This is a genomic window from Mesorhizobium sp. M1406 (assembly GCF_040317555.1).
Lineage (GTDB): Bacteria > Pseudomonadota > Alphaproteobacteria > Rhizobiales > Rhizobiaceae > Mesorhizobium.
Map to the genome: position 1 here is coordinate 1 of NZ_JAMYKW010000021.1, position 23,402 is coordinate 23,402.

The 23,402-nt window shown below is 62.5% G+C and carries 19 protein-coding genes; 13 read left to right on the forward strand and 6 right to left on the reverse strand.

The window, feature by feature from the left end; translation table 11 throughout:
* The coding region (locus tag NKH03_RS18600; RefSeq protein ID WP_352969711.1) for an S-(hydroxymethyl)glutathione dehydrogenase/class III alcohol dehydrogenase at positions 1-1,077 on the reverse strand (1,077 nt) is incomplete at its 3' end.
* Between the two features lie 198 nt (positions 1,078-1,275).
* Here NKH03_RS18600 and NKH03_RS18605 point away from each other — a divergent pair.
* Both NKH03_RS18605 and dnaE read left to right on the forward strand, forming a co-directional pair.
* A complete protein-coding gene (locus NKH03_RS18605; RefSeq protein WP_352969713.1) occupies positions 1,276-3,288 on the forward strand; it encodes an acetyl-CoA carboxylase biotin carboxylase subunit in 2,013 nt (670 codons plus the stop codon).
* 128 nt (positions 3,289-3,416) lie between these two features.
* The gene (gene dnaE / locus NKH03_RS18610; protein WP_352969715.1) at positions 3,417-6,944 is read left to right on the forward strand and encodes a DNA polymerase III subunit alpha; all 3,528 of its coding nucleotides are present in this window, start codon (positions 3,417-3,419) and stop codon (positions 6,942-6,944) included.
* A gap of 223 nt (positions 6,945-7,167) precedes the next feature.
* Here the strand turns inward: dnaE and NKH03_RS18615 are convergent, their stop codons facing one another.
* Positions 7,168-8,049, reverse strand: a complete 882-nt coding sequence (locus NKH03_RS18615) for a DMT family transporter (RefSeq protein WP_352969717.1) — start codon at positions 8,047-8,049, stop codon at positions 7,168-7,170.
* Positions 8,050-8,251: 202 nt separating this feature from the next.
* On the opposite strand from NKH03_RS18615, the gene NKH03_RS18620 reads away from it, so the two are divergent.
* On the forward strand, positions 8,252-8,758 hold the full coding sequence (locus NKH03_RS18620) for a hypothetical protein (RefSeq protein ID WP_352969718.1): 507 nt from the start codon (positions 8,252-8,254) through the stop codon (positions 8,756-8,758).
* Positions 8,759-8,782: 24 nt separating this feature from the next.
* Here the strand turns inward: NKH03_RS18620 and NKH03_RS18625 are convergent, their stop codons facing one another.
* A complete protein-coding gene (locus NKH03_RS18625) occupies positions 8,783-10,111 on the reverse strand; it encodes a DNA polymerase IV (protein ID WP_352969720.1) in 1,329 nt (442 codons plus the stop codon).
* A 65-nt stretch (positions 10,112-10,176) separates the two neighbouring features.
* Here NKH03_RS18625 and NKH03_RS18630 point away from each other — a divergent pair, with 65 nt between their 5' ends.
* Both NKH03_RS18630 and NKH03_RS18635 read left to right on the forward strand, forming a co-directional pair.
* Complete coding sequence (locus NKH03_RS18630) at positions 10,177-10,752, forward strand: GNAT family N-acetyltransferase (RefSeq protein ID WP_352969721.1); 576 nt, start codon at positions 10,177-10,179, stop codon at positions 10,750-10,752.
* 179 nt (positions 10,753-10,931) lie between these two features.
* Positions 10,932-12,467 carry a hypothetical protein gene (locus NKH03_RS18635; protein WP_352969722.1) on the forward strand — a complete coding sequence of 512 codons (1,536 nt, stop codon included), beginning with the start codon at positions 10,932-10,934 and terminating at the stop codon, positions 12,465-12,467.
* Positions 12,468-12,478: 11 nt separating this feature from the next.
* Here the strand turns inward: NKH03_RS18635 and NKH03_RS18640 are convergent, their stop codons facing one another.
* Complete coding sequence (locus tag NKH03_RS18640) at positions 12,479-13,132, reverse strand: hypothetical protein (RefSeq protein ID WP_352969724.1); 654 nt, start codon at positions 13,130-13,132, stop codon at positions 12,479-12,481.
* The gene (locus NKH03_RS18645) at positions 13,129-13,428 is read right to left on the reverse strand and encodes a DUF3572 domain-containing protein (RefSeq protein WP_352873444.1); all 300 of its coding nucleotides are present in this window, start codon (positions 13,426-13,428) and stop codon (positions 13,129-13,131) included. Before NKH03_RS18645 ends, NKH03_RS18640 begins: the two co-directional genes overlap by 4 nt.
* A gap of 198 nt (positions 13,429-13,626) precedes the next feature.
* Between NKH03_RS18645 and NKH03_RS18650 the strand changes: the two genes are divergently transcribed.
* From NKH03_RS18650 to NKH03_RS18685, 8 genes are all read left to right on the forward strand, one after another.
* On the forward strand, positions 13,627-14,043 hold the full coding sequence (locus NKH03_RS18650) for a response regulator (RefSeq protein ID WP_280948933.1): 417 nt from the start codon (positions 13,627-13,629) through the stop codon (positions 14,041-14,043).
* A gap of 33 nt (positions 14,044-14,076) precedes the next feature.
* Entirely contained in the window at positions 14,077-15,450 is a 1,374-nt protein-coding gene (locus NKH03_RS18655; RefSeq protein ID WP_352873445.1) for a PleD family two-component system response regulator, read from the forward strand.
* A 588-nt stretch (positions 15,451-16,038) separates the two neighbouring features.
* Positions 16,039-16,773 carry a FadR/GntR family transcriptional regulator gene (locus NKH03_RS18660; protein WP_352969725.1) on the forward strand — a complete coding sequence of 245 codons (735 nt, stop codon included), beginning with the start codon at positions 16,039-16,041 and terminating at the stop codon, positions 16,771-16,773.
* On the forward strand, positions 16,770-17,957 hold the full coding sequence (locus tag NKH03_RS18665; RefSeq protein ID WP_352969727.1) for a PLP-dependent transferase: 1,188 nt from the start codon (positions 16,770-16,772) through the stop codon (positions 17,955-17,957). The genes NKH03_RS18660 and NKH03_RS18665 overlap by 4 nt, the downstream gene beginning before the upstream one ends.
* Positions 17,958-17,986: 29 nt before the next feature.
* Positions 17,987-19,264 (forward strand): ABC transporter substrate-binding protein, encoded by a 1,278-nt coding sequence (locus NKH03_RS18670; protein ID WP_352969729.1) that lies wholly within the window; start codon positions 17,987-17,989, stop codon positions 19,262-19,264.
* A gap of 179 nt (positions 19,265-19,443) precedes the next feature.
* Complete coding sequence (locus NKH03_RS18675) at positions 19,444-20,367, forward strand: carbohydrate ABC transporter permease (RefSeq protein ID WP_352873451.1); 924 nt, start codon at positions 19,444-19,446, stop codon at positions 20,365-20,367.
* Positions 20,367-21,215, forward strand: a complete 849-nt coding sequence (locus NKH03_RS18680) for a carbohydrate ABC transporter permease (RefSeq protein ID WP_352969731.1) — start codon at positions 20,367-20,369, stop codon at positions 21,213-21,215. The genes NKH03_RS18675 and NKH03_RS18680 overlap by 1 nt, the downstream gene beginning before the upstream one ends.
* A gap of 4 nt (positions 21,216-21,219) precedes the next feature.
* Entirely contained in the window at positions 21,220-22,287 is a 1,068-nt protein-coding gene (locus tag NKH03_RS18685) for an ABC transporter ATP-binding protein (RefSeq protein ID WP_352969733.1), read from the forward strand.
* 392 nt (positions 22,288-22,679) lie between these two features.
* Here NKH03_RS18685 and NKH03_RS18690 read toward each other — a convergent pair whose 3' ends face one another.
* Complete coding sequence (locus tag NKH03_RS18690; protein WP_352873454.1) at positions 22,680-22,889, reverse strand: hypothetical protein; 210 nt, start codon at positions 22,887-22,889, stop codon at positions 22,680-22,682.
* Positions 22,890-23,402 lie beyond the last annotated feature (513 nt).

The window sequence follows — 23,402 nt, forward strand, 5'->3', positions numbered from 1 at the left end:
ACCCTTGTTGATGTCCTCGAGCTTCAACGTGTGGGTGATCATCGGGTCGATCTGGATCTTGCCGTCCATGTACCAGTCGACGATCCTCGGCACGTCGGTGCGGCCGCGCGCGCCGCCGAAGGCAGTGCCCATCCAGGTGCGGCCGGTGACCAGCTGGAACGGCCGCGTCGAGATTTCCTGGCCGGCACCGGCAACGCCGATGACGACGGACTTGCCCCAGCCGCGATGCGAGGCTTCGAGCGCCTGGCGCATCACCTTGGTGTTGCCGGTGCAGTCGAACGTGTAGTCGGCGCCGCCGATCTGGTCGGCGCCGCGCTTGGTCATGTTGACGAGATGAGGCACGACATCGCCGTCGATCTCCTTCGGGTTGACGAAATGCGTCATGCCGAATCTCTCGCCCCAGGCCTTCTTGTCGTTGTTCAAATCGACGCCGATGATCATGTCGGCGCCTGCGAGCTTCAGGCCCTGGATGACATTCAAGCCAATGCCTCCGAGACCGAAGACTATCGCCGTCGCGCCGATCTCGACCTTGGCGGTGTTGATGACAGCACCGATGCCGGTGGTGACGCCGCAGCCGATGTAGCAGATCTTGTCGAAGGGCGCGTCCGGGTTGACCTTGGCCAGCGCGATCTCGGGCAGCACGGTGAAGTTGGAGAAGGTCGAACAGCCCATGTAATGAAAGATCTTGTCCTTGCCGATCGAGAAGCGCGACGAGCCGTCGGGCATCAGCCCCTGACCCTGCGTGGCGCGGATCGCCGTGCACAGGTTGGTTTTTCGCGACAGGCAGGACGGGCACTGGCGGCATTCCGGTGTGTAGAGCGGGATGACGTGATCGCCCTTCTTGACCGAGGTGACGCCCTTGCCGACATCGACGACGATGCCGGCACCCTCATGGCCGAGGATCGCCGGAAACAGGCCTTCGGGATCGGCGCCAGACAGCGTGAATTCGTCGGTATGGCAGATGCCGGTCGCCTTGATCTCGACCAGCACCTCGCCCTCGCGCGGACCGTCGAGGTCGACCTCCATGATTTCCAGCGGCTTTCCGGCGGCGACGGCGACTGCGGCGCGGGTTTTCATCAGGCTTCCTCCAATGCGAATTTTTTTCCAAGGTTTCAGGTTTCATCGACACGATCAACTGGAAGCTGGTGCCTGGGCTGGGCCACAGCGATGAATTGGAATCGCAAATCGATTGAAAGGCAGTGATTTGCATGGTCGGCTTGACCCTGCAAGCACAGGCCATAAAAGGAACGGCCGACCCGAGGGATGACATTCCGCATGTTCACCAAGATTCTGATCGCCAATCGTGGCGAGATTGCCTGCCGTGTCATCAGAACGGCGCGCAAGATGGGCATTGCCACGGTCGCCGTCTATTCCGACGCCGATCGCGATGCCGTGCATGTGGAGATGGCCGACGAGGCGGTGCATATCGGGCCTTCGCCCGCGGCTCAGAGCTACTTGGTGCCTGAAAAGATCATCGCCGCCTGCAAGGAGACGGGCGCTCAGGCCGTGCATCCCGGCTACGGGTTCCTGTCCGAGCGGGCGGCCTTCTGTGAGGCGCTGGAAGCTGAAGGCATCGTTTTCATCGGCCCGAAGCCCAAGGCGATCAAGGCGATGGGCGACAAGATCGAATCGAAGAAGTTCGCCAACGCCGCCAAGGTTTCCACCGTGCCGGGCTGGCTCGGCGTCATCGAGAATGCCGACCATGCCGAAAAGATCGCCGGCGAGATCGGCTATCCCGTGATGATCAAGGCTTCGGCCGGCGGCGGCGGCAAGGGCATGCGCATCGCCTGGGACCATTCGGAAGTGCGCAACGGCTTCGACCGGGCGCGCTCGGAAGCCAAGAGTTCGTTCGGTGATGATCGCGTCTTCATCGAGAAATTCGTTGTCGATCCGCGCCATATCGAAATCCAGGTGCTGGCCGACGCGCATGGCAACGCGCTCTATCTCGGCGAGCGCGAATGCTCGATCCAGCGCCGCAACCAGAAGGTCGCCGAAGAGGCGCCGTCGCCGTTCCTCGACGCCAAGACGCGCAAGGCCATGGGTGAGCAGTCCGTGGCGCTGGCCAGGGCCGTCGACTATCAGAGCGCCGGCACGGTCGAGTTCATCGTCGACAAGGACAAGAACTTCTATTTCCTTGAAATGAATACACGATTGCAGGTCGAGCACCCGGTGACGGAGCTCGTCACCGGCATCGATCTGGTCGAGCAGATGATCCGCATAGCGGCCGGCGAAAAGCTCGCCATCAAGCAAGGCGACGTCAAGCTGAATGGCTGGGCGGTGGAAAGCCGGCTCTATGCCGAAGACCCGTACCGCAATTTCCTGCCCTCGATCGGCCGGCTGACGCGCTATCGGCCGCCGGAGGAAGGACAATTCGGCGATGTCGTCATCCGCAACGACACCGGCGTCACCGAAGGCTCGGAAATCTCGATGTTCTACGATCCAATGCTCGCCAAGCTGTGCACATGGGCGCCGACACGTCTGGAAGCCATCGATGCCATGTCGGAAGCGCTCGACAGCTTCGTCGTCGACGGCATCGAACACAACATCCCGTTCCTGGCGGCGCTGATGCAGCATCCGCGCTGGCGGGAAGGGCAGATATCGACCGCTTTCATATCAGAGGAATATCCCGACGGCTTCGCGCCTGTCGTGCCTGATAACGATGAGAAAGCCGTGCTGGCGTCGATCGCGACCGCGGTGGAACTGCTGCGCCGCGACCGGCTCGACCGGCTGGGCGGGCGGTTGGCGCCGCATTCGGGAGCGCTGAAGCGCGACTGGGTGGTGAAGATCGGCGATGACTATCTGTCGGCGTCGATCGTCGAGGGCATGATTTCCATCCCGATGGAAGTCGATCTGTCGATCGAGGGCGGCAAGGCGCTAACCGTCGCATCCGACTGGCGGCCGGGCGACCTGATTTGGCGCGGCACGGTCGGTAAGCGCAAGGTTGCCGCTCAGATCAGGCCGGTTGCCAATGGCTTTCGCATCGCCTGGAAGGGCATGTCGGTGACCGCGCGCGCCATGCTGCCGCGCACCGCCGAGCTTGAAAGGCTGATGCCGGAGCAGGTGGCGCCGGACACGTCGAAACTGCTGCTTTGCCCGATGCCTGGCCTTGTCGTGTCGATTGCCGTTGCCGTAGGCCAGGAAGTGAAGACCGGCGAGACGCTGGCGGTGGTCGAGGCGATGAAGATGGAAAACGTGCTGCGCGCCGAACGCGACCTTGTCGTCTCCAAACTCAACGCCAAGCCGGGCGACAGCCTGGCCGTGGACGCGGTGATCATGGAATTCGCCTGAATCTCAACAGACCTTTTGGCAGGGGGCGGCAAGCCTGTTGTCAGCGGTGGTTTGTGCTGGACTGGTATCGTCGGGTCCCGGACAATACATCTCCACCGACTCAAGTCCTTCGGGCAGCGCGAAAAACCATGGCAGATGACAGACTTCCCCGCGATCCCCTGAAGCGCGAAGCCGCGATAGCGGCAGCGCGGCCGGAGGCGCCGGCACGGCCCTTCGTCCATCTGCGTGTGCATTCGGCCTATTCGCTGCTGGAAGGCGCCTTGCAGATCGGCACGGTGGTCGCCCACGCGGTCAAGGACGGAGCTCCCGCCATTGCCGTCACCGACACCAACAATCTGTTCGGCGCGCTGGAATTCGCACAGAAGGCGGTGAAGGAGGGCATCCAGCCGATCATCGGCTGCCAGACCGCGCTCGCATTTTCCGGCGAAAACAGCGATGGCCAGCGCGACCGCAGGCGGCAAGGCCCTGACATGCGGCCGGTGGTCCTGCTTGCCGCGACCGAGGCCGGCTATTCCAATCTGGTCAGGCTGGTCAGCCGCGTCTACCTCGAAACGCCGCCACGCGAGGCCGTGCACCTGACCACCGAAATGATGCAAGGCTATTGTGACGGGTTGATCTGCCTCAGCGGCGGGCCGCGCGGACCGATCGGCATCGCGCTCAAGGAAGATCGCCGCGATCTGGCCGAGGCACGGCTTTTGACCCTCAAGTCGATGTTCGGCGACCGGCTTTATGTCGAGCTGGACCGGGTTTCGGGTTATGATCGGGTGATCGAGAAATCCTCGATCGATCTTGCCTATGCCCATGAATTGCCGCTGGTCGCCACCAACGAGGCGTTCTTCTCGGCGCGCGACGATTATGACGCGCATGACGCGCTGATCGCCATCGCCGAGGGCTCTGTCGTTGCCGCCGACAATCGCCGCCGGCTGTCGCCGGACAATTTCCTGCGCAGCCAGGCCGATATGGCGCGGCTGTTCGCCGATCTGCCGGAAGCGATCGACAACACCGTCGAGATCGCACTTCGCTGTTCCTACTATCCGAAGAACCGCAATCCGATCCTGCCGCGCTTCACCGGCGGCGATGTCGCCGACAATGACGCCGCCGTGCAGGCGGAAGCCGACGAGCTGGCCCGTCAGGCGCATGAGGGGCTCGATGCGCGGCTGGCCGCGCATGGCCCGACTGCGGGCTACACGGTCGAGCAATATCGCGAGCGGTTGAATTTCGAGCTCGACATCATCACCAAGATGAAGTTTCCCGGCTATTTCCTGATCGTTGCCGACTTCATCAAATGGGCAAAGGCACAGGGCATTCCGGTCGGACCCGGCCGTGGTTCGGGCGCAGGCTCTCTGGTTGCCTATTCGACGACCATCACCGACATCGATCCGTTGCGCTTCTCCCTTCTGTTCGAGCGCTTCCTCAATCCCGACCGCGTGTCGATGCCCGACTTCGACATCGACTTCTGCCAGGATCGCCGCGAGGAAGTCATCCGCTACGTCCAGCAGAAATACGGTCGCGACCAGGTCGGCCAGATCATCACCTTCGGTACCTTGCAGGCTCGCGCCGTGCTGCGCGACGTCGGCCGTGTGCTGCAGATGCCCTATGGCCAAGTCGACAAGCTCTCCAAGATGGTGCCGCAGAACCCGGCCAATCCGGTCAAGCTCGCCGACGCCATCGCCAACGAGCCGCGCTTCGCCGAAGAGGCCGAGAGGGAGCCGATCGTCCAGACGCTGCTCGACATGGCGCAGAAGCTGGAAGGCCTCTACCGGCATGCCTCCACGCACGCCGCCGGCATCGTCATCGGCGACCGGCCGTTGTCGGAGCTGGTGCCGATGTACCGCGATCCGCGCTCGGACATGCCGGTCACCCAGTTCAACATGAAATATGTCGAGCAGGCCGGGCTGGTGAAATTCGACTTTCTCGGCCTGAAGACGCTGACCGTGCTGGAGACGGCGGTGAAGCTGATCCGTCGGCGCGGCATCGAGATCGACCTGGCGACCATTCCGCTCGACGACCCCGAGACCTATGCCATGCTGTCGCGCGGCGAAGTGGTCGGCGTGTTCCAGGTGGAAAGTGCCGGTATGCGCAAGGCGCTGATCGGCATGCGGCCCGACTGCATCGAGGACATCATCGCCCTGGTCGCACTCTACCGGCCGGGGCCGATGGAGAACATACCGACCTACAACGCCCGCAAGCATGGCGAGGAGGAGATGGCGTCGATCCATCCCAAGATCGATCATCTGGTGAAGGAGACGCAAGGCGTCATCGTCTACCAGGAACAGGTGATGCAGATCGCGCAGGAACTTGCCGGCTACTCGCTCGGCGAAGCCGACCTGCTGCGCCGCGCCATGGGCAAGAAGATCCGCGCCGAGATGGACAAGCAGCGCGAGCGCTTCGTCTCGGGCGCGGTCGAGCGCGGCGTCGGCAAGCCGCAAGCCGACTTCATTTTCGACCTGCTGGCGAAGTTCGCCGACTATGGTTTCAACAAGTCGCACGCCGCCGCCTACGCGGTCGTCTCGTATCAGACCGCCTATCTCAAGGCGCATTATCCGGTCGAGTTCCTGGCGGCGTCGATGACGCTCGACATGGGCAACACCGACAAGCTTGCCGATTTCCGTCAGGATGCGCTGCGCCTCGGCATCGAGGTTCTGGCGCCGTCGGTGATATCGAGTTTTCGTCCGTTCGAGGTCGGTGAGAACCGCATCTACTATTCGCTGGCCGCGCTCAAGGGCGTCGGCGACGCGGCGGTGGAGCACATCGTTGCCCAGCGTGGCGAAAAGCCGTTCAAGAACCTCGCCGATTTCTGCGAGCGGGTCGATCCGAAAATCGTCGGCAAGCGCGTCTTCGAAAGCCTGATCATGGCCGGCGCGCTCGACTGCTTCGGTCACGACCGCGCGTCGATGATGGCGGGCGTGGAACGCATGATGGGGCTGGCGTCGCTGGCGCAGCAGAACGCGGTTTCCGGACAGCATGACATTTTCGGAGCCTCACTCGGCGCCCAGTCGCAGGCACTTAATCTGCCGGCGACGGAGCCATGGCTCGCCGCCGACCGGCTGCACCGTGAATTCCAGGTGGTCGGCTTCTATCTCTCGGCGCACCCGCTCGACGAGTACAAGGCGGCCCTGCAGAAGATGCGGGTGCAGACGTGGGCCGAGTTTTCGGCGGCGGTCAAGCGCGGTGCCGCCGCCGGCCGTCTGGCCGGCACGGTAACATCCAAGCAGGAGCGCAAGACGCGTACCGGCAACAAGATGGGCGTTATCGCCTTTTCCGATACGTCCGGCCAATACGAAGCCGTGCTGTTTTCGGAAGGACTGGCGCAGTATCGCGACCTGCTCGAGGCCGGCCGCTCCGTCGTTATCACCGTTGCGGCCGAGGACAGGCCGGAAGGCGTCAATTTGCGCATCAACTCGGTACAATCGCTGGAGGACGAGGCAAGCCGCGTCCAGAAGGCGCTGCGCATTTTCGTGCGCAACGCCTCGCCGATCAACACGCTGGCTGGACAGCTTGCAGTCAGGGGCGAAGGCCAGGTGAGCTTCGTTTTGATCAAGGAAGAAGGCGAGGGGGAGATCGAGATCGAGCTGCCGAACCGCTACCGGATCTCCCCACAGATCGCCTCGGCGATGCGAGCGGTGCCGGGCGTGGTCGAAGTGGAACTGGTGTGACCACCGCACTTTCGGGCTGGCAGTCCGCCGGTCGGTTCCCGCCGCGGACGCCATCACAATCGTCATGAAAGCGGCGGACAAGAAGGGTTGCAAGAGAGTCCGGCAATGACGCGCCTGCGCGACAGGCTGCGCAAGCTCTATCATGGGCGCACGCCGGCCGCTTTGCGGTTCCAAGCGGCCATCTTCTCAAACATACCCGACGAGGAAACTGACCAGCGGGGTGTTACGACGCCGCCACGTCGGCCGGCCTTATCGTCCTTCGCTGTAGGTTGAGCAGGTTGCCGGCCAGGATCAGCAGCGCGCCTCCAGCGGTGAAGGCGTCGATCTGCTCCTGATAGAGCAGCCAGCCGATCAGCGCCGATAGCGGCACGCGCAGGAAATCCATCGGCGAAATGACGGTCGCGTCGGCATAGCCAAGCGCGCGGGCCATGCAGAAATGCGACGACATGCCGGTGAAGGCGATCAGCACGATCCAGGGCCACAGCTCCAGCGGCGGATTGCGCCACGTATAGAGCGCCGGAACGAGGCCGACCACCGACTGGATGATCAGCATCCAGAAGATGATGCGCACGACGCTGTCCGTCCGCGTCAGCGACTTGACCATGACCACGGAGATACCGAAGCAGACCGCGGCACCGAGCACGACGAGGTGTCCCGGATCGACCGAGGAGACACCAGGACGCACGATGATCACCACGCCGATCAGTCCCAGCACGATCGCCGCAAGCTTTGGTCGCGAGAGCCTTTCGCCGAGAAAAGCCACCGCCAGAATAGCCGTCCAGATCGGTGTGGTGAATTCGATCGAGATCAGCACGGCCAGCGGGATCAGCGTCAGCGCGTAGAGCCAGGCCGCCTGGCCGGTATAGTGGATGACGTTGCGGCCGATATGAGCGACGGGGCGCCGCGTGCGCATGGCTGGAAAGCCGCCGCTCATCATCACTAGCGGCAGGAGGATCAAAAAACCGATCACCGAGCGCAGCTCCAGCACCTGGAAGACGTTGAGCTCGGCCGTCGTGGCGCGGCCGGCGACCGACATCGCCAGGAACGAGGCGATCGACAGCGCCATCCAGAACGCGGCCTTTGGAATCGAGGGGGTAGGTACCATGCCGGCTGTGTCGCAGGCCAAGGCTTCTGCCGCAATCGCTAGCCGCTGCATTCTTCTGGGCCAGTCGCAACAGGCTGGATGTTGCAAAACAGTCATGTTGCGGGCGGAACCTCAAACGGCAAGGGGCGTTGAGCCCGGGTAGCCAGCCGTGCCTGCGTTGTGAACTGTCCCACCTTTTTCGAGATCGACAAGGAGAGTTTCGATGAGATTATTCGCGCAATTCGGCCTTGCTGGATGTCTGTTGGTTGCGGCAGGCGCCGCGCATGCCGACGAGGCCAAATTTCTCCAGTCGTTCAGGGGCGATTTCGCCGGCAAGGGTATCGTCAAGGTGACCACGGACGCGCCAACGGTGAATGTGTCTTGTAACTTCAAGTCGAACGCGACGTCGACCTCATTGTCGCTCGACGGCAAGTGCCGCGGACTGATTGTGGTGACGCGCGCCATCAGCGCGGATCTGAAAGCCAGCGGTGCCAAATATAGCGGCACCTATGTCGGTTCTCGTACCGGGCCGGCGCAACTCAACGGCAGCCGCTCCGGCAACGCGATCAATCTCGGCATCCGCTGGGCCAAGGAGGTCAATGGTGACCGAAGGGCACAGATGAGGGTCGAGAAACGCGGCGAGAACGGCATGCGGCTGACTGTCATCGACACCGATCCGAAAACCGGCAAGAGCGTGGTGACGAGCAGGATAGACCTGCAGCGCAGTTGAAACTCAACACAGCGATATGCGGCGTCACTCCTCAAGGGGCTCCGGCGGGTGGGCATCACGGCCCTTGCCGAATGTGTAGCCGGTTTCCACCGCCTTGCGGCCGAACTTGTCGCGCAGGGCATCGATGGCGCCTTCGGCCATGGCGCGCTTGCGCGACTGGACGTCGACCAGATCGGGCGGATCGGCCTTGTCGTCGTCCGAGAGATCGCTGACGCCGATGCCGAGCAGCCGATATTTCGTGCCATCGGTTTCCTTGCGCAGAAGCTCCACTCCGGTCTGAAAGATGCGGTCGGCGAGCCGGGTCGGGTCGCCGAGCTGGCGGTTACGGGTGCGCAGCTTGAAATCCTGGGTCTTCAGCTTCAGCACCACGGTGCGCCCGGCAATGCCGGATTTCTTCAGCCGCGCCGAGACCTTTTCCGAAAGGCCCCTCAGCACCGCGACCAGCTCTTCCAGCGAAGCGATGTCGGTGTCGAAGGTGGTTTCGGCCGATACGCTCTTGGCGTCCTGGTCGGGGTCGACGCGACGGACGTCCTCGCCACGCGAAAGCCGGTAGAGCCGGTCGCCCATCGTGCCGTAGCGGCGCATCAGGTCGCCACGATCCATTTTCTGAAGCTGGCCGATGGTGCGGATGCCGTCGCGCTCCAGCGTGGCGTTGAACGCCTTGCCGACGCCCCAGATCATGGTCACCGGCTGCACCGCCAGGAAGCCGACCGCCTCGGCCTCGCCGATAACCGAGAAGCCGCGCGGCTTGCGGAAGTCGGAGGCTATCTTGGCGAGGAACTTGCAATAGGACAGGCCGGCCGAAACGGTGATGCCGATCTCCTTCTCGACCGCCAACGCAAAGCGTGCCAGCACCACCGCCGGCGGCAGGCCGTGCAGCCGTTCGGTGCCGGCGAGGTCGAGAAATGCCTCGTCGATCGACAGCGGCTCGACCAGCGGCGTCAGGGCCTGCATCATGGCGCGCACCTCGCGGCCGACACGCACGTATTTTTCCATGTTGGGGCTGATGACGACCGCCTCGGGGCAGGCTTCGAGCGCCTTGAACATCGGCATGGCCGAGCGCACGCCCTGGATGCGGGCAATGTAGCAAGCGGTGGAGACAACGCCGCGCTTGCCGCCGCCGATGATCAACGGCTTGTCCTTGAGCGCCGGATTGTCGCGCTTCTCGATCGCCGCGTAGAAGGCATCGCAATCGATATGGGCCAGATGCAGCCGGTAAAGCTCGGGATGACGCGCAAGCCGGGGGCTGCCGCAGCGCTCGCAGCGGCGCGTCTCACTGCGCTGAAATATCAGGCAGTCGCGGCAAAAACCGTGATCGGGATTGTTGACAGGGGCCGCCATCGCTGCGAACATAAAGAGAACAGAAGCAATGGTACGACAGTGCAAGGCCAGCGACAAGGCTGGCCTGGGGAGAACGCATGAGGACGACCATAGCGCCGCTTGCGCCCGAGCTTTGGGCTGAATTCGAGGACCTCTTCGGCAAGCAGGGCGCCTGCTACGGCTGTTGGTGCACGCATTTCCGGCTGGCCTCGGCGGTGCGCCGCGAAAGCAGCCGGGAACGCAACAAAGATCACATCAAGGCGCGCATCGAAGCCGGCCCGCCGCCGGGTCTGCTGGCATTCGAGGACGGTCAGGCGGTCGGCTGGATGCAGATCGGGCCACGCGCCGACGTACCCGAATGGAACAATCAGGGCAGGGGGTCGGCGCCGGTCGATCCCGCCGACGCCGCGGATCCGGTCGTCTGGGCGATCTCCTGCTTCTTCATTCGCAGCAAGGCGCGCGGCAGGGGTATAACGCACCGCCTGGTCGAAGGCGGCATCGATTTCGCCCGCCAGAACGGCGCCCGGCTGGTCGAGGCCTGCCCGATAGACCTGTCTCGCGATTCGCGTTCGATCGGCCTGTTCGTCGGCTCGTCGCGAGTCTTCGAGAAGGCCGGTTTCGAGAGGCTTGTGGAACGCAAGGCGGGTCGGCCACTAATGCGACTGGTGCTTTGATGAGGCGTTCCGCGGGGTGGCTTGGTCGATCTCACCTTGCGGTTGCAGCGGTAATTTCATACCAGACGGACGTTCCTTCTAAAGCGCATGCGCTTTAGGTTGTTTGTTTATGCATGTCATTCTCCCAAAACCGGGGCCCACTTTTGGGTACATGCATTACGCCAAAACGGAGAATTCGCGTGAACCGTGCCCTGCCATTCGTTTTCCTCCTTGCGTTGAGTGCACCTGCTTTCGGTCAGACCGTCGACAGCCAGGGTGCGAAGCAATTGTCCGACGACTTGTCCCGCTATGTCGGCAAGCAGGCGATCGACAAAGGCATTGTGAAGGTTTCGCTCGAAGGCGATGCCTACAAGATCCTGTTTGATTTCAAGGCACTTGCCGGATCGTTTCCGGACCAGAAGCTGGTGAAATTCGACTTCGCGCCCTATGCGCTGATGGTCAAACCGCGCAGCGATGGGTCCTGGGATGTCTCGATGGACTTTTCGCAAAGCGCTTCCTTCGAGTTCAACGGGCCCGAGGGGCTGCAAAGCACGCGGTTTTCGATCAAGGACGGCAAGGGTTCGGGCGTCTACGATCCCAATCTGGCGGCTTTTACCAGCGGCACCAGCTCCTTCGCCGGCATGACGATGGCATCGAAGGATACCAAGCAGCATATGGAAGCCAGCACTGGGGCCGGCACCGCGACTATTGCCGCGAGCAAGTCCGCGACCGGCGGCGTCGATTTCACAAGCTCGCAAAAGGTGTCGAGTTTTGTCGAGGCGATCAATTTCGACGATCCCGAGAGCGGGCTGAAATTCCCGGTCACCATCAGGTCGCCGGAACTGTCGGTTGAAGCCAGCGGCAAGGGCGTGCGGACAAAGCCGTTGCTTGATCTCCTGGCCTTTGCGGTGGCCAATGAGAACGAGGCAACGCTGAAGGCCAACCAGGCGCAACTCAAATCGCTTCTGCGCGCCGCATTGCCGCTTTGGGACCGTGTGGAGGGAACCTACGGCTTCAAGGATTTCGCGGTGGAAAGCCCGGTCGGCAATTTCGGCGCCACCCAGCTCTCCACCGTGTTCGGCACCGACGGTGTCGCCCAGAGCGGTAAAATCACCTATGGCATCAAGGCATCGGGGCTGACCGTGCCGCCGCAGCTTCTGCCGAGTTGGAGCGTCGCGCTGATGCCCACCGATATCGACCTGACCTTCGGCGGCGCCAATATCGATCTCGACAGCATGGCGAAGAAGGCAATCGAAGCCTTTGATCTTAATCAGGATCCGCCGCTGTCGCCTGAATTCGGCGAGCAGCTCAAAGCCGACTTCATGGCCAAGACGCCGAAGGTCGTGCTCGGCCACAGCACCGTGAAGAACAAGGACACGGAGATCGCGCTGGAGGGCGAGATGACGTTCCCCGGCGAAAAGCCCGAAGGAAACGTGACGGTCGATGTCACCGGCTTCGACAAGATGATCGAAGGCCTGCAGGAGGCGGCAAAGTCGGAACCGGAGGTGGCGCAATATGTGCCCGTTGCGCTCATGGCGAAAGGTTTTGGCAAGGCACTGCCCGATGGCCGGCTGGAATGGGTCGTCAACGCCAAGGCCGATGGTTCGGTTACCGTCAACGGCGTCATGCTGAAGCCCGCCGATCCGGCCGTCGACGACAGTGTGGATGATGGTGACGGCGGGGACGATGACAGCGGAGACGACAGCGGCGGGGCAGGCGCGAAACTGAAGCCATGAGGGCCGGGGCTTTAGAGCCCAAGCGCGTTCGTGATCTTCGGGGCGGCTTCACGCCAATCCTGGACGACGATGACGTCGTCCGGTACGGGCGGCAGGAATGCGCGCAGCGAATTGTCGGCCATCAAGTGGAACAGCTCGGCATCGGCGACCGCATCGTGTACCGACGCCAGATTGCGCGGCTGATCGTCGACGAAGACCACCGGCCGGCCGGTCTTGCCGCGAAGCTTGGCCACCGCCGGCCCCTTGGCCATTTCAGTGGTCAGAAGCGGGTAGCTCACTCCGAGGGCATCGAGATGGGCGCGGCGTACGGCTCGGTGTCTATGCGGCATAGCCGTAAGCAAGATGATTTCCGCGCGGTCGCCAAGCCCTGCCAAGGCTTCCGCAGCACCTTCCGTGATGCTCTGCCAGTCGGCCTGCGCGTCGAAGAAGTCACCCAGAAGTGCGGTGACTTCAGGCTGTTCGATCAGGCGGCCGCTCGCCGTTTCGGCGATGTTGCCGGTCAGCTGAAAGGAAGCCAGCGTGAGGTCATAGCCGCGCGCCCTGAGAAAATTCGGAAACGGGCGGATGAATTCGAGCAAGACGTCGTCGACGTCAAGCACCAGCAGCGGACGGTCGTCAGCCACCAGTTGCTCGATCTGGCGCGCGGTTTCAGGATCATCGCTCATATGGAATGCTCGTGGTTGTCGCCACCTAGCGGCAGCGCCCGCAAGGCCTTGCCGACGGCAGCCGGCGGCGTGCCGGTTTCCTCGGCAAAGCGCATCAGCGTCGGCTCGTGGGCGAGAATGAACTGCAGGACACCGGCCAGGAAACCCGGCTCGCTGGCGGCTTTGCGGATCGAATGCGCCTCTATGCCGGTGATTGCCAGAAAGCGGGGCAACAACTCCGGATCGGAGGCGACGAAGCCCAGGGCCTTCACGGCAATGGTTTCCGCCTCTTCGCGCATTGACGCTGCGTTTGCCATCACTACCTTCGGTGTGGAATGAGTCTCTCCCGCAGTAATGGCAAGAGTTGGTTGCGGCAAGCCATTAGAGCGTGGCGCGCCGTTTGGACGCGCGGGGGACGGAGTGGAATTCGCGCTGTTTTCCAGCCGCGGATTTCCGTTTCGTCAATGATATTGCCGTAAAGTGAAGCAGGGTTTGGTGCGTCTGGACTTGGGTGCATGACGGTCGCCTTCGAGCGGAAGGACGACCGGGACGGGATATCGATGCCGAAGAAGGTCATGATCGTCGAGGACAATGAGCTCAACATGAAGCTCTTTCGGGACCTCATCGAGGCAAGCGGTTACGAGACCGTGCGCACCCGCAATGGTCTGGAAGCGCTCGATCTGGCGCGCCAGCACCGGCCGGATCTCATCCTGATGGATATCCAGCTGCCTGAAGTGTCGGGGCTGGAGGTGACCAAATGGCTGAAGGAGGACGACGAGTTGCACGTCATCCCGGTCATCGCGGTGACCGCCTTCGCGATGAAGGGCGACGAGGAGCGCATCCGCCAGGGTGGCTGCGAGGCCTATATTTCGAAGCCGATCTCGGTGCCGCGTTTTATCGAGACCATCAAATCCTATCTGGGTGATGCGTGATGTACCCTTCCAGCCGAGCCGGAGCCTTGTGAAATGACTGCGCGGATCCTCGTCGTCGACGACATCCCTGCCAATGTGCGGCTGCTGGAAGTCCGGCTGCTGGCCGAATATTTCGAGGTGCTGACCGCCACCAACGGGCCGGATGCGATCGAGACCTGCGAGAACGGCAAGGTCGATGTCGTGCTGCTCGACGTGATGATGCCCGACATGGACGGGTTCGAGGTCTGCCGGCGGCTTAAGAGCGATCCGGCGACATCGCACATTCCGGTGGTGATGATCACCGCGCTCGACCAGGTCTCCGACCGCGTGCGCGGGCTCGAGGCCGGTGCCGACGACTTCCTGACCAAGCCGGCCAACGATCTGCAGCTGATGACGCGCGTCAAGAGCCTGGTCCGCCTGAAGTCGTTGACCGACGAGTTGCGGCTGCGCGCCTCGACGACACGCAATATCGGCATCGAAGAGTTGCTCAGCCGCAATTTCGCGTCCGAGGACACGATGCCGAAAGTGCTTTTGATCGACGAGCGCAAATCATCCGTCGAGCGCATCCAAAAGATGCTGCGCGACCGCGCCGATCTCGATATCTCCAGCGATCCGCACGCCGGCTTCTTCCAAGCCGCCGAGACGTCCTATGAATGCGTGATGATCTCGACGGCGTTCGCCGATTTCGATCCGCTCAGGCTCTGTTCGCAATTGCGCTCGCTGGATCGCACCCGCTTCGTGCCGATCATTCTTTTGGCGGAGGAGGGCGAGGAGGAACGCATCATCCGCGGCCTCGAACTCGGCATCAACGACTATCTGATGCGGCCGATCGACCAGCAGGAGCTGACGGCGCGGCTGCGTACCCAGGTGCGCCGCAAACGCTACAACGACCAGCTGCGTGCCAGCGTCACCCAGACCATCGAAATGGCGGTGACCGACGGCCTCACCGGGCTGCACAACCGCCGCTATCTCGACAGTCATCTGCAGACGCTGTTCGATCGCGCCGTGGCACGGCGCCGGCCGCTGTCGGTGATGATCACCGACCTCGACCGTTTCAAGGCGATCAATGACGCGCACGGCCATGATGGTGGCGACGAGGTGTTGCGGGAATTTGCGCGACGGCTGCGCAAGAATGTCAGGGGTATCGACCTTGCCTGCCGTTTTGGCGGCGAGGAGTTCGTCGTGGTGATGCCGGACACCGAGGGTGCGGTGGCCGAGAAGGTGGCCGAACGCATTCGCGCCGAAATTGCCCAGGCGCCTTTTGCCGTCGGTCAGGACGGCAAGACGATCGAAGTCACCGTCAGCGTCGGCGTGTCGTCGGTGCTGAAGGGCGTGGACACGGTGGCGGCGCTGATGAAGCGTGCCGACCTCGCGCTCTACGAAGCCAAGAGCGGCGGCCGCAACCGCGTCGTTGCCAAGGCGGCGTAACCGGTTCAGCCCCAATTATCCAGTCAAGCCGACAGGGTTACCCGTTTACCTTAATCCAAGCGATTCGCGAACCTTGGTTAAGAAACTGTTGATTTTCATAAGCTCTTGAGCAAGTGTGAAGGCCAGGACGAAGCCGGCACGAGGATAGACAACCGGCTCCGATCTCCAGAATACCCCATGATGCTCAGGTCCGCCGCATCTCCTGGGTCCGTGGGGTCGGCCGGCCGGCGCTGGCACATAGTGGCCTCCTCGTACCGCTGCCAAACGCCGACCGGCCCCCTTCTTTCCAAAAGAACAGCAGAGCTCCGTGCCAAAGCACGGAGCTCCGCGTTTTTGCGTGTGAAAATCCGGATATTGTTTCGAGACCGCGACGGTGACAGCCGTTCCGCACGCGCTGCTGGACGCGCTGACCGCTTGGTTCGGACCGCCTGCTGCTGTGGGTTGGAAGGCCGGAGTTGGCTGACTCCTGAAACGGATTGTCGCAACCCGTCAACAGCCTGAAAAAGGAATGGGTCTCCTGACAAGCAATTGACAGGGTCTTTCATCTGTGCAGAAATTGGTTGGACCATTGGACCACTTGGAGTTGATGTGGACCAGAACAGCCTGCCACCCATTCAGACCACGGCGCGCGATGACGCCGTGCTGAAGGCGTTGGTGGGCTTTGTTCGCGCCGAAGCCTTGCAGCCCGGCGAGCGGCTTCCAACCGAGCGTATTCTGGCCGAGCGGCTGAAGGTCAGCCGCAACACTGTGCGCGAGGCGCTGACACGCTGGGAAGGGCTCGGTCTCGTCGAGCGTCGGCAAGGCAGCGGCACCTATCTCAAGGCGGCCGTCTCGCCCGACATGCTGCACATGCCGCTGACGCTGGCGGGCGGCAATGATTTCAGCAGCCTGATGCAGACGCTGGAGATCCGCCGCGCGCTGGAAGCGGAGGCCGCGGCCCTTTGCGCCGAACGCGCCAGCCAGACCGATATCGCCGAGATCGCGCGCAAGCTCGACATCATGGAGCAGGCGTTCCGTACGCGCGAAGGCATGTCGTCGGAAGAGGATTGGGAGTTCCACCAGGCGATCTACCGGGTCTCGGGCAATCCGCTGTTCGAGCAGATCATCGCCGCCATGCACGAATTGTTTCACCGCTTCTGGGAGCATCCGCTCGGCGTGCGCGATTTCGGCCATGCCAGCTTTCCCTATCACCGCACCATCTACGAACGCATCGCCGCCCGCGACCCGCGGGGCGCCCGCGCCGAGGCGCTCAAGCTGATCGCCACCGTCGAGGACGATTTGAAGCGCGGTGCCGCCAAACTCAAACTTTCGAGCCAGACATGAACGAGCATCCATCGGGCTTCGATCACGACTATCTTGCCGAGGCGGCGACAATGCTGGCGCATGACGAGCCGTTCCCCGGGGGTGCCGTGGTGCCGCCGATCTACCAGACCTCGCTGTTCACCTTCGCCAGCTATGCCGAAATGGCCGACACCTTTGCCGGCAAACGAAAGCAGCCGATCTACTCGCGCGGCGACAATCCGACGGTGATGGAGTTCGAGGCGCGTGTGGCCGCGCTCGAGGGTGCCGAGGCAGCGCGCGGCTTTTCCAGCGGCATGGCGGCGATCAGTGCCACGGTGCTTGCCTTTGTCGGTGCGGGTGAGCGCATCGTGGCGGTGCGCAACTGCTATGGCGACGCCTACCGGCTGTTCGAGCGGCTGTTGCCGCGGCTCAACATCAAGGTCGACTATGTCGATGGCTCCGACCCGGATGCGGTGGCGGCGGCACTTCCCGGTGCCAAGCTGCTTTATCTGGAGAGTCCGACCTCGATGATGTTCGAGCTGCAGGACATCGCGCATCTGACGCGGCTGGCCAAGGAGCAGGGCATCGTCACCACCATCGACAATTCCTGGTCGACGCCGGTGTTCCAGAAGCCGATCACGCATGGCGTCGACCTGGTGCTGCACTCGGCGTCGAAATATCTCGGCGGCCACAGCGATACCGTAGCTGGCGTCGTGGCGGGCTCGGCCGCCCATATCAAGCACATCAACGAGCAGACCTACTCCTATCTCGGCGGGAAGCTGTCGCCGTTCGAGGCCTGGCTGCTGCTGCGCGGCCTGCGCACGCTGCCGCTGCGCCTGCCACACCACATGAAGAGCGGCCTGACCATCGCCGAACGGCTGAAGGCGCATGGCAACGTCGAGCGGGTCAACCACCCCTTCTATTCGAACCATCCGGGCAAGGCGACGCTGGCGGGCTATGCCGGATTGTTCTCCTTCGAGGTGACGGACGACATCGACATCCCGGTCTTCGTCGACGCGCTGAAATATTTCCGCATCGGCGTCAGCTGGGGCGGGCATGAAAGCCTGGTCGTACCGGCCAAGGCGTCGCTCGAGCAGACGCCGGGCCTGAATTCGATGGCGCGCTTCGGCGTCAGCCCCCGAACCATCCGCTTCAATGTCGGATTGGAGAGTGTCGAGGACCTATGGGCGGATGTCGCCCAAGCCTTCGAAAAAGCCAGAAAATAACAAGCGGGTTCAAAATGGGAGTCTTGAACATGAAAAAACTGACCGTCACGCTTGCCACCGTTGCGGGGCTGGCGATTTCCGCCGGAGGCGCGCTGGCCGATTCGACCCTGAAAATGGTCGAAGTCATCACCAGCCCGCCGCGCACCGAATTCCTGAAAAAGCAGATCGCCGAGTTCGAAACGGCCAATCCGGGCGTCAAGGTCGAGCTGATCTCGCTGCCCTGGGGCCAGGCCTTCGAGAAATTCCTGACCATGGTGCAGGCCGGCGATACGCCCGACATCGTCGAGATGCCGGAACGCTGGATGGGCCTCTATGCCAACAACGCACAGCTCGAGGATCTCGGCCCCTATATGGCCAAATGGGACGACGCCAAGACGCTCGGCGACCGCGCCAAGCAGTTCGGCTCAACCGTCAACAACACCCAGTTCATGATCCCCTACGGTTACTATGTGAACGCGCTGTTCTGGAACAAGAAATTGTTCAAGGAGGCCGGTCTCGATGGCCCGCCGGCGACGCTCGATGATTTCGTTGCCGATGCCAAGAAGATTTCCGCGATCCCGGGCAAATACGGCTACTGCCTGCGCGGTGGGCCGGGCGCCTTCAACGGCATGCACATGTTCATGAACATCGCCGCCGGCAAGGGTGGCTACTTCAACGAGGACGGCACCTCGACCATCAACGAGGAAGGCTCGGTCAAGGGCCTGCAGATGCTGGCCGACATGTACAAGGACGGCCTGGCGCCGAAGGATGCGGTGAGCTGGGGTTTCAACGAAACGGTCACGGGCTTCTATTCCGGCACCTGCGCCATGCTCAACCAGGATCCGGACGCGCTGCTCGGCATCGCCGACAAGATGAGCGCCGACGACTTCGCTGTGGCGCCGTTGCCGGTCGGGCCGAGCGGCAAGTCCTATCCAACGCTCGGCTATGCCGGCTGGGCGATGTTTGCCAACTCGCAGCACAAGGACGATGCTTGGAAGCTGATGGCGACGCTGCTCTCGCCGAAGGACAATCTGGAATGGGCCAAGGAAGTCGGCGTCGTCCCGATCCACAACGGTGCCGACCAGGATCCCCATTTCAAGACCGAGCAGTTCAAGGGCTGGTTCACGGAACTGAGCGACAGCTCCAAATATGAAATGGTGACCCCGCCGACGCATCTGGAGAACCTCGGCAATTTCGTCGACCAGGTGGCGATCAAGAACTTCCAGGAAGTGCTTCTTGGCCAAAAGACGGCCAAGGAAGTCGCCGATCAATGGGCTGCCTTCCTGACCAAGGAACAGCAGGACTGGCTGGCGAAGAACAAGAAGTAAGCGCCTTTTCTTGCTTCTCCCCGTTCACGGGGAGAAGGTGGCCCGATAGGGCCGGATGAGGGGCGGCGCTATGCCTCACAGGTTCGCGCTGCCCCTCATCTGCCTGCCGGCATCTTCTCCCCGTGAAACGGGGAGAAGGACGCTGTCCCGACGCCGCTCCAGGAGACGATCCGCAGCCAATGACCTATGCCGTGTCCGAAATACGATCCGCCGGCAAGCCGCGTCGCAAGCGGCTATCCCACGCCGCAATCGAGCCGTGGCTCTATCTCAGCCCGGCGATCATCCTGCTGGTCGTGGTGCTTCTGGTGCCGCTGGTCATCGGCATCAGCTACTCCTTCCGCAAATTCTCGGCTTTCAAGTCCGAATATGTCGGGCTTGGGCAGTATCAGGCGATGCTGTCGGATCAGGTGCTGGGGCAGGCGCTGGTCAACACCTTGTGGTGGACCGTCGCCAGCCTGTTCTTCCAGTTCTTCCTCGGGCTCGGCCTGGCGCTGCTGCTCGACAAGCCGTTTCGCGGCCGCAAGGTGGTACAGGCCCTGGTGTTCTTGCCCTGGGCGGTGCCGTCCTTCCTGTCGGGTCTGACCTGGGCCTGGCTGTTCAATCCGATCATTGGGCCGTTGCCGCACTGGCTGTTTGCATTGGGGCTGAAGGCCGAGCCGACCAACGTGCTGTCCGATCCTTCGACGGCCATGTGGGGGCCGATCATCGCCAATGTCTGGTTCGGCATTCCGTTCTTCGCCATCACGCTCCTGGCGGCGCTGAAGTCGATCCCGTCGGAACTGCATGAGGCGGCGGCCATCGACGGCGCTTCGCCCTGGCAGCGCTTCACCAAGGTGACGCTGCCGTTCCTGGCGCCGACCATCGCCATCACTGTCATGTTGCGCACCATCTGGATCGCCACCTTCGCCGACCTGATCTTCGTCATGACCGAGGGCGGACCAGCCGGCTCGACCAACACGGTGCCTGTCTACATCTATGTCAGCGCCTTCAAGTCGCTGGACAAGGGCTATGCCTCGGCGGTGGCCGTGCTGCTGCTCGTCCTGCTCATCGCCTATGCGATCGCGCTGATCGGCATCCGTCGCACGCTGGTGAGGCACGTCTGATGATCGCAGGACGTTCAACCTCGCAGCGCATCTTCGGCAGCATCGGCCTCTACGCGGCAATCGCGGCATACGTAATCTTTGCCCTGTTTCCGATCTACTGGACGCTGAAGATCTCGGTCACGCCGGAGCGGCTTCTCTATTCCGAGGGCATCACCTTCTGGCCGTCGCACATGACGTTGCAGAATTTCGTCACCGTGCTCGAGGCCACTGATTTTCCGCGCTATTTCCTCAACAGCGTCATCGTCTCGGTCTCAACGGCGGCACTGGTGACAATCATCGCCGCGCTTGCCGGTTATGCCATGTCGCGCTTCACCTTTCGCGGCAAGGCAGCACTTGCGCTGATGTTGCTTTTGACCCAGACTTTTCCGCTGGTGATGGTCATTCCACCGATCTACCGCGTGATGGGACAAATCGGGCTGATCAACAGCCTGACCGGGTTGATCATCATCTACACCGCCTTCAACACGGCCTTTGCCACCTTCCTAATGCAGTCCTTCTTCGACGGCATTCCAAAGGACCTGGAAGAGGCAGCGATGATCGATGGCTGCACCCGCGCGCAGGCGATGCGCAAGGTGATCGTGCCGCTGACGCTGCCGGGCATGGGCGCGACGCTCGGCTTCGTCTTCACGGCCGCGTGGAGCGAGCTTCTGTTCGCGCTGATGCTGATTTCCAGTGATGACCAGAAGACCTTCGCGGTCGGCCTGCTCACCTTCATCGGCAAGTTCGCCGTCGACTGGGGACAGATGATGGCGGCATCCATCCTGGCGCTGATCCCGGTCTGCATCTTCTTCGCCTTCCTGCAACGCTATCTCGTCACCGGCCTGACCGCCGGCGCCGTCAAAGGGTAGATCGATGGCCTCTGTTACGCTCGAAAAGGTCCGCAAGGATTATGGCGCCGTCCGTGTCCTGCACGCGGTCGACCTTGAAATCGCCGATGGCGAATTCGTCGTCCTGGTCGGGCCGTCAGGCTGCGGCAAGTCCACGCTTTTGCGCATGATCGCCGGGCTGGAGGAGGCTTCCGGCGGCGAGATCCGCATCGGCGAGCGGCTGGTCAATGACGTCGCGCCGAAAGACCGCGACATCGCCATGGTGTTCCAGTCCTATGCGCTCTATCCGCATATGGACGTGTCGAAGAACATGGGTTTCAGCCTGCTCTTGAAGAAGGCGGAGAAGGCGACGATCGACGCGAGGGTGGACGGCGCGGCCAAGCGGCTCGGGCTCGACACTTTCCTGCAACGCCTGCCGCGGCAGCTCTCCGGCGGCCAGCGCCAGCGCGTCGCCATGGGCCGCGCCATCGTGCGCGATCCCAAGGTCTTCCTGTTCGACGAGCCATTGTCGAACCTCGACGCCAAGCTGCGCGTCCATATGCGCGCCGAGATCAAGGCGCTGCACCAGCAGTTGAAGACCACCTCCGTCTACGTCACGCACGACCAGATCGAGGCGATGACCATGGCCGACCGGATCGTCGTCATGCATGACGGGCTGATCCAGCAGGTCGGCGCGCCGCTCGATCTCTATGACCGGCCGGCCAACATGTTCGTCGCCGGTTTCATCGGTTCACCCGGCATGAATTTTCTGCCGGCGACGGTTCGTAAGGGCGGTGCCTCGGAGGCCGTGCTGGCCGACGGGCAGGCACTGCGCCTGCCCGAAGGCCTGCCGCTGAAGGACGGTGACGCCGTCACCGTCGGCCTGCGGCCCGAGCATATCCGGCTGGCGGATGACGGTGCGCTGAAGGGCGAGGTGGGGGTGGTGGAGCCGCTTGGGCTTTCGACCCAGTTTTACGTCAAGCTGGCCAGCCAGCAGCTTTGCGTCTTTGCCATGGGTCGTGCCGGCGTGAAGCCCGGCGACCTGGTACGGCTGGCGGCCGATCCGGCGTCGCTGCATCTGTTCGATCCGAAAAGCGGTGATCGCATCGGCTGAGGGACCTCAGCCCGGGCTGAGGGCACCTGGGAAGCGATCGACCGGTTGCACAGCGATCTATACAGGCATGAGCCTGCTGAACGGCAAGCCCGCGGATTATGAACGGCCGCGGCCAGGCACAGATGCCGGTTGGGAAATATAAGGGAGCACTACATCTCAATTACCTAAAGTAACGGAACGTCCAACGGACATTTCCGGAACCTAACAGGACCCCTCAGACCTTTGCGCGTAGAGCGCAAGACTTTAGTCCTGCCGTCTTCTAAAAAGAACGGAAGCCATTTCGTCACGAATTAGAGCCGCCGCGCGAGAGGTCAATACCGCCGGCTGCGTCTGCAAGTGGGCGAGTCGATGATGTGTGGTTATGGTGCGATCGCGGAGGGCGGCAGTGGCGTCTAACCGCGAGGGCTTCTTTTGGGCAGCGGCGAACTGTCCATTGGATTCTCGGCAGACTTGGCTGATCGCCGCTCTTTTAGCCACAGGGACTTCTTTCTTCTTGCCAGAATCTCGGCTCGAACGCTGTCTTCGGCGGTCACTCCGCCATGCGTCGCGGCAATCGCGTAGTCGGCTCTGTTGGTTCGATAGTCACCTTTTTGAATGGACATCGTTTCTCTCCCAGTTCGAGGCATTTCCCCCCTTTTAGCATGACGCTGAAACTAACTGCCTATCCATCGTGCGAGTCTACCAATTTGCGATTGTGTTAAAACGATACAGTCCGCAGGCTTGGTGATGGTGCGAGGTGTATGGCGCGCGGCACGTGGAAACGTGCGCGGTGCGCAACCCATGATTTTAGGCGAAGCGCTCCTTCCAGCCTGACCACTTCATCGCACGCACGCACGACAGAAGCCCGCCTTGCGCGGCCCGCCTTGCGCGGCTTTTTCATTGACCCTGTTGAGACCCTTGCCGCAGTCCCGCGGCAGGCGGACTCGAAGCTGGCGCAGGTCCCGTGGAAGGTGCCGAGGGACTATCCGGTTCAGGTTGAGGAGCAGGCTGGGCTGCCTCCTCAGTCAAAGCGTCGTCAGTCCTGGCCTTGATCTCATCGGCCGTCTGCTGGCTTATCAGCCCGTTGCTGGCGGCAATGCCCGCAACCAGGGCAACAAGGGCTGCAATGATTGCAG